11 protein-coding genes are annotated in these 11127 nt (G+C 41.9%); 6 read left to right on the top strand and 5 right to left on the bottom strand.

Going from position 1 to position 11127, the window contains the following annotated elements; all coding sequences use genetic code 11:
• The 6 genes from VFM80_RS03695 to VFM80_RS03670 all read left to right on the top strand — a co-directional run.
• A partial coding sequence (locus VFM80_RS03695; protein ID WP_395069673.1) for an alpha-amylase family glycosyl hydrolase occupies window positions 1-1088 on the top strand: 1088 nt, incomplete at its 5' end.
• A gap of 27 nt (window positions 1089-1115) precedes the next feature.
• Window positions 1116-1643 carry a TlpA family protein disulfide reductase gene (locus tag VFM80_RS03690; RefSeq protein ID WP_395069671.1) on the top strand — a complete coding sequence of 176 codons (528 nt, stop codon included), beginning with the start codon at window positions 1116-1118 and terminating at the stop codon, window positions 1641-1643.
• Window positions 1636-2490 carry an aminotransferase class IV gene (locus VFM80_RS03685; RefSeq protein ID WP_395069669.1) on the top strand — a complete coding sequence of 285 codons (855 nt, stop codon included), beginning with the start codon at window positions 1636-1638 and terminating at the stop codon, window positions 2488-2490. Before VFM80_RS03690 ends, VFM80_RS03685 begins: the two co-directional genes overlap by 8 nt.
• Window positions 2487-3740, top strand: a complete 1254-nt coding sequence (locus VFM80_RS03680; RefSeq protein WP_395069667.1) for a bifunctional folylpolyglutamate synthase/dihydrofolate synthase — start codon at window positions 2487-2489, stop codon at window positions 3738-3740. Before VFM80_RS03685 ends, VFM80_RS03680 begins: the two co-directional genes overlap by 4 nt.
• Before the next feature lie 117 nt (window positions 3741-3857).
• Window positions 3858-5402 carry a transcription termination factor Rho gene (gene rho / locus VFM80_RS03675; protein ID WP_395069665.1) on the top strand — a complete coding sequence of 515 codons (1545 nt, stop codon included), beginning with the start codon at window positions 3858-3860 and terminating at the stop codon, window positions 5400-5402.
• Window positions 5403-5500: 98 nt separating this feature from the next.
• A complete protein-coding gene (locus VFM80_RS03670; protein ID WP_395069663.1) occupies window positions 5501-6370 on the top strand; it encodes an alpha/beta fold hydrolase in 870 nt (289 codons plus the stop codon).
• 109 nt (window positions 6371-6479) lie between these two features.
• Here the strand turns inward: VFM80_RS03670 and VFM80_RS03665 are convergent, their stop codons facing one another.
• From VFM80_RS03665 to VFM80_RS03645, 5 genes are all read right to left on the bottom strand, one after another.
• Window positions 6480-7484: a metal-dependent hydrolase gene (locus tag VFM80_RS03665; RefSeq protein WP_395069661.1), complete on the bottom strand. Its 1005-nt coding sequence runs from the start codon at window positions 7482-7484 to the stop codon at window positions 6480-6482.
• Window positions 7485-7514: 30 nt separating this feature from the next.
• A complete protein-coding gene (locus tag VFM80_RS03660; RefSeq protein ID WP_395069660.1) occupies window positions 7515-7688 on the bottom strand; it encodes a hypothetical protein in 174 nt (57 codons plus the stop codon).
• Window positions 7678-7953, bottom strand: coding sequence for a hypothetical protein (locus tag VFM80_RS03655; RefSeq protein ID WP_395069658.1), 276 nt, complete (start codon window positions 7951-7953; stop codon window positions 7678-7680). Before VFM80_RS03655 ends, VFM80_RS03660 begins: the two co-directional genes overlap by 11 nt.
• A 418-nt stretch (window positions 7954-8371) precedes the next feature.
• Window positions 8372-8608 (bottom strand): hypothetical protein, encoded by a 237-nt coding sequence (locus VFM80_RS03650; RefSeq protein WP_395069656.1) that lies wholly within the window; start codon window positions 8606-8608, stop codon window positions 8372-8374.
• Between the two features lie 103 nt (window positions 8609-8711).
• Window positions 8712-11117 (bottom strand): TonB-dependent receptor plug domain-containing protein, encoded by a 2406-nt coding sequence (locus VFM80_RS03645; protein WP_395069654.1) that lies wholly within the window; start codon window positions 11115-11117, stop codon window positions 8712-8714.
• Window positions 11118-11127 lie beyond the last annotated feature (10 nt).

Raw genomic sequence — 11127 nt, 5'->3', positions numbered from 1 at the left:
TCGATGATCCCGCTACACCCGATACCAATGAATTTGATCATGAAGGATGGTGGGGCTTTAAAGGACTTCCTGTTTTTAGAGAAGAAGAAGGGACACTGATCAAGCCAATACGCGAACACATCTTTGCGGTAACAAGAAGGTGGATGGATCCAAATGGAGACGGTGATCCTTCGGACGGTATTGACGGCTGGCGACTTGATGTAGCTGAAGAAGTGGGTAAGGAATTCTGGAAGGAGTGGCATGGTCTGGTGAAAAACATTAATCCAGAGGCTATTACAGTAGCGGAGATCTGGACAGAAAAGGCAAAAGAATTTATTTCAGGCGATATGTTTACTTCAGTTATGAACTATCGATTTGCCTATGCCGCTAAAGATTTTCTGATCGATGATAAAATTGATACTGAGGAATTTGTGAGCAGGTTAGAACAGATCGAAGAAGACTATCCTGAAGGAGCCGGACATGTGCTTCAAAACCTGATGGACAGCCATGATACGGCACGACTGGCTTCATTTACGGTAAACCCCGGAATCGAATATGAAGGTGAGAGTCATCCAGTGGATGGATTTAAAGTACGAAAGCCAAATGAGCAGGAACGACAAATTCAAAAGCTGGTAGCTTTGTTCCAGTTTACCTGGAAGGGTGCGCCGATGATCTACTACGGAACTGAAACCGGAATGTGGGGTGCGGATGATCCCGATGATCGTAAACCTATGGTATGGAAAGATCTGGAGTATGAGCCCGAAACACATCATCCATTTGGTGAAGAGCGGCCTGTAGACGATAATAATTTCGATACTGATCTTTTTGAATTCTATCAAAAACTGGCGTATCTCAGAAATTCGGAACCGGCTTTGAAGCTAGGTACGGCAAAGTTTCTGGATCACAACGAAAACCAAAAACTGGTTCTTTTTCAACGAGATTACATGGGGGAAAAGATATGGGTATTGCTGAACCGATCTGCGGAAGAGCAAATAATAGATCTAACGGAGTGGAGCCGAAATGAGTCTGTTCAGAACATGCTTACCGGAGAAACCATGGACTCAGCTGAGATCAAAATTGATCCCATATCCGGCCTTATTTTGAAGTAGAATCTTATCTATCTTTAACCAAAAAATATGCGCTTAGAGCAAAAGCAATTTGTTCCATTTATGATAGCCGTTGCGGTGATCACCATGATCGTGATCGTTCTGTCTTCCTTCAATTTCACCAACAAACAACATCAGCGGTTTGTAGAGAATGTAGCTGAGTCCGATTCTCTGACCATCATGAAAATGCGTGTGATAGGTAAAGAAGATTCTGTCCGTATTACTGATCTAAAAGGGCAGCCATCCATCTTGGTATTTTGGGCCAGCTGGTCAGACAAATCGCTTTCTATGCTTAATGAGATACAGCTTTTGCAAAGCGAAATTGATTCCTTAGTTGTGATTGCAGCGATGGTAAAAGATGCGGAAGAATCGTTAGCAGAGGGAAGGGATTATCCGGAATTTATATATACAGATGGAGCACATTTTTTCAACTATCTGAAGGTGCCCGGTTTCCCAAGCTATATCTTATTTGATGAGGAATCGAATGTATTGACTTCAAATATCGGATATGAAAAAGGAGTGGGCTACGATTCATTAAAAGTCTATCTGCATGAATAGCACCATGAAAATGATCCTGAACGGGGGTATCATGAAAGAAAGCGAGGCCATGATCTCTCCACATAACCGTGGAATGATGTATGGTGATGGCTGCTTCGAGACTTTGAGAAGCTATTCAGGGAGTTTTTTAGGATGGGATACCCACTTCGAAAGACTAAAGGCAGGATTGGAATACCTTGAGATCAAACCCGATCTTAATTCTGATGAACTTAAGCAGCATATCCTGAAACTAATTGATGTTAATGGGTTGTCGGTAGAAGATGCCATGATTCGCATTCAGTGCTGGCGAAAAGGGGACAGGGGGTATAAAACAAATTCCTCCCAAATGGAATGGATGATACAGACTTCAGCAGTCACACCTGACAATACACCAATGAAACTAACCCTGGCTGAAATCCGCTGTATTCCTTCTGAAGCGCTCGATCGTAAGTATAAGCTCAGTAACGGGCTGAACTACATCAAAGCCGCTCAAGAGGCCAAAGCAGCCCTGTGCGATGATGCCTTGATGCTCACGGTTCATGACAAGATTAGTGAAACCACTTCTGCCAATATTTTTTGGGTGAAAGAAAATGAAGTTTACACCCCGAATGTTGATTGCGATTTATTACCGGGCGTTACTAGAGGAATAGTTATGGAAGTGATTAGATCATTTGGCCTCGAACTTCAAACTGGAGAATTTGACCTCAATGAGGTCCGTGAAGCTGAGGCTGTATTTATTACCAATTCACTGGTAGAGATCAAAGAAATTTTATCGCTGGATGACATTATCTTTGAAATAGAACACCCCCTGGTGATAAAGATCAAAGAAAGCTTTGAACAATATAAAGTGCAGGAATTGAAGACATGAGCAGGTTTAATTCCATTGAGGATGTATGGCTGTTTTTAGATTCCATCCCAATGTTTCAAAAGGTCGGAAGTTCGGCTGCTAATTTTAGCTTGAATAATATTCGTGCTTTTTGTGAAGCTTTAGGAAATCCTCAAGATGTATATCCTTCTATTCATGTTGCAGGAACCAATGGAAAAGGAACAACCTGCTATTTACTGGAAAAGATCTACTCTGATGCGGGCTATAAAACCGGGTTGTTTACATCACCCCATTTGCTAAAGTACAATGAAAGAGTAAGGGTAGATCAAAAGGAAATACCGGATCAGGATATACTTCGGTTTTTTAAAAGGGCTGAAAAATTGTTCGATGCAATTAAGCTCAGCTATTTTGAGATCAGTACCGCACTCGCTTTTTGGTTTTTTGCAGACCGGGAGGTAGATATTGCTGTAATTGAAACGGGTTTAGGGGGCAGGCTGGACTCAACGAATATCATAAATCCGGAGGTGTCAGTGATCACCAGTATAGGTCTTGATCATCAAAATATTCTTGGAAATACTATTGAAGAGATCGCTGAGGAAAAAGCAGGTATTATAAAATCGAACAGACCTGTAATTATTGGAAATATAACCGGTAAACCAAAAGATGTAATTGAGCAAAAAGCTAATACGGAACACAGCAAGCTATATTCTTCCGTTCATTTGAATCCGGACTGGAAAAATGGAATTATCACGCTCAAAGATGGGGCGATTGAAGTGAAAACTTTATTTAAAGAAGCAGTAAATAAGTGGAATGTTGCATGCTCATGGTTAGTATCAGATGTTTTAAATGAACAATTTCCTACAAAAGAATCACAGCGAATAAATTCGATCGCAAAGTTTAAAGGGGCTCCCGGAAGATTCGAAAAATTACACCCTGAATATGAGTGGTATTTTAGTGGTTCTCATAATACCCAGGCATTGGAATCATCGTTACAAGCTATACAGGCTATTAAATCCATCTCAGATACCGTATTGGTCTTTTCTGCCATGAAGGAAAAATTGAATGAGGATATGCTAGATTGTTTGACCGGTTTCAAAAAAGCATATTTCGTTGAACAAGAAGGGGAAAGAGCTGCTAAATTCAGTGATGTGAAACATAAGCTGGACGTTGAATTGATGGATGAACCTCAAAAAGAAAATATTTTGAATGAATTGAAGACAGAGTTAGTAATTTTTATGGGAAGTTTTTACTTTTATCCTATAGTTAAGCGGTGGACAGCAAACGTATCATAAAAGCACCGCACATTTATCCTTACCTGATTGAATATCCAGTATCGTTACCAAAACAGGGTAACATGATGTTCACCCCAAAATTCAGTAAGAATCATATATTCATAACAGCCACATTTTATGTCAGATAATGAAACCGCCGGAATCTCGGCCGGGGAGTTGGAATCCTTAGAGGGAAAGAAGCTTCACGAATTACAGACCATTGCTAAATCTATTGGAATCAAACGCGTTACCGGAGTACGTAAAGTTCAGTTAGTTGAACAAATACGCGAAAGAGTTGAATCAGGAAAAAGCTCTGATAACTCTGATGATAAAGAAGACAATCAGAGAAATGATTCGACCCAGAAAGATTCTGAGCTAAAGAATTATGGCGGGCAAGATCATATCGTTTCCTATAAAAAGAAGGACGAGGAAAAGGATAATTCGAAGAAGAAGCATCAGCACAAACACAATAATAATAATCGCCGTAAGGGGCATGAGCATAATAAGCTGCCTGAGTCTGATGCAAATAGTCTGGAAGAGCGTATAAAGGAATTAGAGCCTGATCTGGGGCCTTATTTATTCAATGAGGGAACCCTCGAAATTTTACCTGATGGATATGGATTTTTACGCTCCGTAAATTATAATTACAAAGCCAGTCCGGATGATATTTATGTATCGCCTTCTCAGATAAAGAGATTCAGATTAAAGCAGGGAGATTGTGTTATAGGGGTGATCCGCCCTCCAAAAGTCGGAGAGCGTTATTTTGCGTTGCTCAGAATTGAAGGAGTAAACGGCCGTATCCCACATGATATGGATAACCGGCAGGGATTTGATGATCTATTGCCCGTGCACCCTGATGAACGTTACCGATTGGAGTTTGATCCTAAGGAACATTCAACCCGGTTGATCGACCTTTTTGCACCTATTGGGAAAGGTCAGCGTGGTTTGATCGTAGCCCAGCCCAAAACCGGTAAAACTACGATCCTGAGAAACATTGCAAACGCAGTTGCTGCAAATCATCCTAAAACAAAGATATTGATCGTACTGATCGATGAGCGCCCGGAAGAGGTTACAGAGATGGAACGCTCCGTTAAAAATGCGGAAGTAGTTGCCTCTACCTTCGATGAAAAACCGGAGAACCATATTGGCCTTGCTGAGATCGTTTTTGAAAAGGCCAAGCGTTTGGTTGAAAGTGGTCATGATGTATTGATGCTTATGGATTCCATAACCAGACTTGCACGCGCCTATAATGTCGTGGCTTCTAACAAAGGAAGAACCATGTCCGGAGGGGTCGATTCCGAAGCCCTTAAAGCACCTCGACAACTATTCAGTTCAGCCCGAAATATCGAGAATGGCGGATCCCTAACCATTTTGGCTACTGCTCTGATCGATACCGGCTCGCGTATGGATGACGTGATCTTTGAGGAATTTAAGGGTACAGGTAATATGGAAATTTATCTGGATCGTCGAATCTCAGAACGCAGGGTATATCCGGCTATTGATATCTTCAGAAGCGGAACCCGCCGTGAAGAACTGTTGGTTTCTGAAGCCGAGCGTGAAAAAGTAGTACTGCTGCGCCGCTATCTTACGAATATGAGTCCTTTTGAAGCCATGGACTTCCTGCTCGAAAAAATTAAAGGCACAAAAAACAACGAAGAGTTTCTCATCTCGATGAATAAATAAGGACGGGTTTCTTCCTTCCTTCTTTCTTTAGTTGAATTACACTTTACCCCGTATTACATTCTCTGAATTGTAGATATGCAGAGATAAATATTTTAGGTATGGGGAAAGATATTTTTAAGAATGAAGAAGCCCGTAACAGACAGGAAGAGTGGTATCAGCGTTTTTTAGTTAAGGCTGACTGCAAGGTTCACTTCGAAACTATTCCTACTTCTTTTGGAGAGTCTCAGATATTAATTACGGGAGATATTTCTAAACCCCCTCTGATATGTCTTCACGCTATGTTGACAGGTTCAGCACACTTGCTTTCCGAACTAAAGTATCTTACTAAGTCCTATCATTTAATACTTCCTGATATTCCCGGACATTCAGTTCGCGGCATTCCAAACCGACTTTCTTATCAAGACAACTCATATATACATTGGTTTTCCGAAATTATAGAAGAATTAGAAGTCAATGAAATTGACCTGTTTGGGATAAGTTTAGGAGGATTTATAGCGCATCGTTTTACGGCTGAGTATCCTAAAAAAGTCAAAAAATTAGCGTTGGTAGTTCCGGCAGGTATTGTTCAAGGATCGGTTTTCAAAGGACTAGCAAAAATGGCTATTCCAATGATCAAATACAGGATGAACCCAACTGAAGAGCATTTGAAAGCATTGACTGACTTTTTATTAACGAACTGGGATGAGGACTGGGGATATTTTCTTGGAGATTCCATGAAAGATTATTTTACACCAAAAAGCATTCCTCCCGTCTCATCGGATGAAACGCTTAAAAAACTGACAATGCCATGTCTTGTTATGGGGGCAGATCAGGATATTTCTTTTCCGGGTAAACCATTAATTGAAAGGGTAAAGGCTCATCTCCCTTTGGTGGAAACCGAGCTATTAAAAGATACCCGCCACTGCCCGCCAACTACGGATGAATTTAGAAAATGGTTATCCAACCAGATACAAATGTTCTTCGGCTGACCAATTAACTGATACGACAGCCAAGCAGTATTTTTTCTCCTCGTGACGAAGGTCCACCTTCGTCATGCAGTCCCGGAAGCTCCAGCTTCCAGTTCCGGTGGTAGTATGATCAGGGAATCTTCCTACCAAACAGCATATCCATAAAATCCTGTCTCACTTCCGGACTCGCATCCCGATAGGTCCCGAAATCGATATGTTGATCAGGTCGGGTTGTATCAATCTCAATTCCCCACAGAGGAGAAAGGGTAGTGGGCAGCATGGAATAGCGGGCGTCTCCGATCACGTTTTCATGATCAGGGTGTTTGATGAGGAAGTCATCCGATAACTTCGAAAACCGTTCAATGTCGTCATATAAAATGGTGCCTTTGAAGTTGTTGAATTCATCCCGCCAATCGAGAAGAGGGGCAGTTTCACCCTTATAAATGATCGGCTCCGAAAACGGGAATAAACGAATTCCATAAGTATATAAGGTATCCAGACTTTCATAGCGAACGCTCCAAACCAGCTGATTGGCAATGGTCGGTTTGACGATCAGTTTGGTGATGGTATGACCTCTTGATGAAGCGATCTCTTCGGCGATCCGAGTCGATTTTTGTTGCTGAAAAAATCCAAAGCTAAGGTACAAAATCATCCATGCGATGGCGAGCCAAGCATAATTCCTCTTTCTTTTGAAGAAAGCGATACCGGTCAGAATGATGATCCCCAGCGAAAAAACCGGGTCAAAAACCGAGATGATATCCAGTGAGAAACGCTGATCGGTAAAGGGCCAGAAAAGCTGCACACCGTAACTGGTGAAATAGTCCATAATTCCTGCCGTAGCGTAACCGGCCAGGCTGTAAAAGTAGGTTTCCTTTAAGGTCAGATACTTTTTTACCAACCACCAGATAACAAGGGTGGCGACCAATGCACCAAATGGGATAAAGAATATGGAGTGCGTGAACTGCCGGTGCATCTCCAGGTTAAGCAGCGGATCGGAAGCATCGGATATGAACACATCGAGGTCGGCGAGCATGGCTGAGGCCAGTCCTGTAAGAACCGCCGCCCGAAAGGTTCTTTTATTCGCAAACGACTGCGAGGCGGTAGCACCAATAAGACCGTGGGTGACGGGGTCCATTTATTATTTTAGCTCAACGGATTTAATGAATTATTCAGTAAGTTTTGATCCTTGGGATGATCGACTGAATTTTTTCATCGCTTCTTTTCTCTGTTTCTGATACCAATCCAATAACTCTTCGCGAGACAATTCTTTGGTTTTCTCATAGTTTTTATCACGAATAGTTCGAATTGTCTTTACTATATCTAACTCTTTATTCTTCATAATTGGTCACCTCACGTGGTGAGTAAATATCAATGGATTTCAGCCCGTTTTCAATATTAACGGCATTGAACAGGCGAATCTTATCATAATGAACAATATGGCGAAAATTCCAGCTAACCAAAACATCCACAGTGGCCAACGAGGCTAAAGCTATATGCAAGGCGTCATCGCGAAATTTTGGAGTTAAAATCTTACTGTTTAAGTACTCCTCTGACAACTCCAGGGCATCTTCAGTAATTTCCAAAATCTCAGGTTCATAATCCATGAGCATCGTTAATGTGTCTTGAACCCGTTGTGGTGCTTTATTTATTTGCGCTGGGCCGTTAGGTTTGTCCTCGTCACGGTGCTCTGCTCCGTGATGCCTTGTTGAGGCTCAGCCTCAACCTGCAAGGAACCTAATACAAAATAATTTGTAAGGAATATCTCCCAAATGGCTCTAACTGAATAAAAGCCAAGAATTATGGGCATCGAGAAGCTAATGGAGGCGGCACAGTTAGTGGAAAAATCGTCGGCCTGTTTTTGGACTTATCTTTGGTTGTTATGTCAAAAAATTGTTTACAGAAAAGACTTCACAAAACAATTTGCAACTAATACTCTCTTTTGAAGTTTTCACACAGGCTGAGAGCGGCGGAACGAGGGTTAGCATCACTCACTCTTGTTGCTTAAATGCTAGGACGGTAACATCATGAAGCACGGGAATATATCCACCTGAAAAACCCACCCACCAACAAACCCCCAAACAAAGAAAGTAAGCCCAGCATCACGTACATAACAACACGATTAGCCAGTTCTAGTTTTTTAAATCCAATCGGATCAAAGATCACAAACAGGGATAAGATCAGCAGTGTAGGGATTCCCACAGTTACAGCGTTGAATATAAAAGGGTGCCTCTCCGGAAAGGACTTCAAAAGATTGTTCATTTAGCTATTCATTTTTAGTCTATTCTTTGCTTAAAATATAATGCTCCGCCAAATCACCTGTTACACGATTCCCGTCAACATGCCATTAGTTATAGGATAACTTTTAAATAGAAACCTGCAGGGAAAGTATAAAATTCCTTCCCGGTGCTGAAACTCCTGAACTGTAGGGACGATAACGCTGATCCGTGATATTCTCGAGTCCGGCACTTATCGTATATGATTCCCGGAAGGTATATAAAGCTTTAAAATTCAACGTGTACCAGGAAGGGGCGTAGGTATTTCCATTCTCAGCCAGCGCGTAGATCTCTGTTTTATCTTGTTCACTTACAGAAAGCTCGGAATGGGATTTTTCTCCCTGATAATACGAGTTCAACTCTAAGTTCAACTGCTCTTTCTGATACGTCAATCTAGTTACCCCAAACCAGGGAGCGGCATGTCGTGAAGGACTTGTTGAACCGTCATTCAGTTCTTCTTCTCCCTTTTGGAAATTGAAGTCTGAACTGAGTTTTACATCCTGATTCAGATTAAACTCCATACCCGCCTGAATTCCATAGACGTCGGCTGTAGCAGCGTTTTGTAAAGCTTGCACACGACTTTGAACTCCATCATACATCAAGCTATCCGCTCCGTTCAAGGTGAAGTTCCTTCGCACAATAGCGTTTTCCAGAATGGTATAATAGCCCGTTACATCCATTTTCAATCTATCTCCGAAGGTATGAGCTACGCCAAGATCGGCGTTGTAGGCATACTCAGGGCTTAGATCCGGATTTGGTACAACCACCGTGCCGGGCGAAGAATCAAAGATCTTTCCTATGTCATCCACATTCGGAGCCCTGAAAGCAGTAGAAAGGTTGGCGTTTATGACCCAGCTTTCTGAAGGGCGATACACTGTTCCCAAGCTGCCGGTCAGCGAGCCGTTAGAGATATTGGCTTCCTCAAATGGGAAAGGGTAGAAGTCGGTATTAAAATCTGCTGAAATAAGGATATGATTATATCTGATACCACCCTGAAGAGTGATTTTATCCGACAGCTCGAATTCACCATTGATATAGGCTGCTAATGACTGCCAGGTTGCATCAGGGTACCTTGAGGGACCCGGTTGTGTTGTTCTTGTGATGATCTCCTCACTGACTCCACTTGAGTTAACCTCATTAAGTACGTATTCAAACCCATAATAAAAGGTGTTACTCTCGCTGACGATCTTCAGGAAATCGACATTAGCTGAATATGCATCAACCTTTTCTATTCTTCTTTCTCTGTTGGGACTATTGAAGTCACGGCTGATTCTGCTCTCTTCAAAAAACTGATGGGCCAGGCTGATGCTCAGGTTATCAAATAATCCGGTTTCCCCGATGTAATCAGTTTTTAAATGATTCATGATCCATTTTTGTGGGCCGTATTTCCATTCCCCATAGCGCGGAAGATCATCAATAGTTCTGTTATGTCTGTCATATCGGCCATAAGGAGAAGTTTCGGAGTAGTGTAATCCGTAGTTAAGATTCCAGTTGGTATTTGGCTTGAACCGAATTTTTTGCATGGCATTGATCTGCGAATAAGCAGTAGGTTTCTGAAGCAACGGATCATTTTGTAAGATTACCTCATCGGAATTTGCCTGGGGTTGAACGTAAAAAGACTTTACGTAGTCCTCCGGACCATTCTCACCCTGACGCAGATGCCCATAATCATAAGAGCTGAGACTACTGACAAAAGCCCATTTTTCCGCACCAACGTTAAGATCAAAATGTCCGGTTTGTTCATTATTGGCAGAGGAATATCGAATGGCGGCATTTCCGTTGAATTGAACATTATCATCGTCAGAAAACTCCGGTGTTAACGTTTGGAAACTCATCACCCCGCCAATGGCATCACTTCCGTAAATAACGGATCCCGGACCGAAGAGAATCTCGGTGCTTTCAGTAGCATATGGGTCAAGGGAAATGACGTTTTGAATATTTCCCCCTCTGAAAATGGCGGTATTCATCCTAACTCCATCTATTGTATATAAAAGCCGATTTGTAGCAAAACCTCGGATCATGGGACTTCCACCACCTTGTTGACTTTTCTGAATGAAAACCTTGCCTGAAATATTCAACAGATCTGCAGCGGTTTGTGGGTTTTGAAGCCGAACTGCTTCGGTACTCACGGTTGAGATCTTTGAGGGTACGTTTTCTGAATTTTGGTTCCACCTTGTAGCTGATATAACCATATCGTTCATGTCGAAGGCAATGGGCTCCAGTAAGATCTCAAAAGCCAGTTTTTCAAGTTCGGAATAACTCTTAGTGATCGCTTTGTATCCAAGAATGCGTATTTCAATTGCTTCAGAATCTTTAAAACGGCTAATACCTGCCTCTCCATTCTCATCAGTAGTAGTATAAACAGAAGGGCTTGAGCTGCTAACAGTTACAACAGGGATAGGTTCTTTTGTAACTGCATCTTTAACCACTAGTATCTGTGACAGAGCAAGTGAAGGAATTATTGCCAATAAAAGAAGCAGCAGGTATTTTTTCATTACTGTCGGA

This window comes from Gracilimonas sp. (assembly GCF_035704785.1).
Taxonomy (GTDB): domain Bacteria; phylum Bacteroidota; class Rhodothermia; order Balneolales; family Balneolaceae; genus Gracilimonas.
This window is presented reverse-complemented; position numbering and strand designations above follow the sequence as displayed.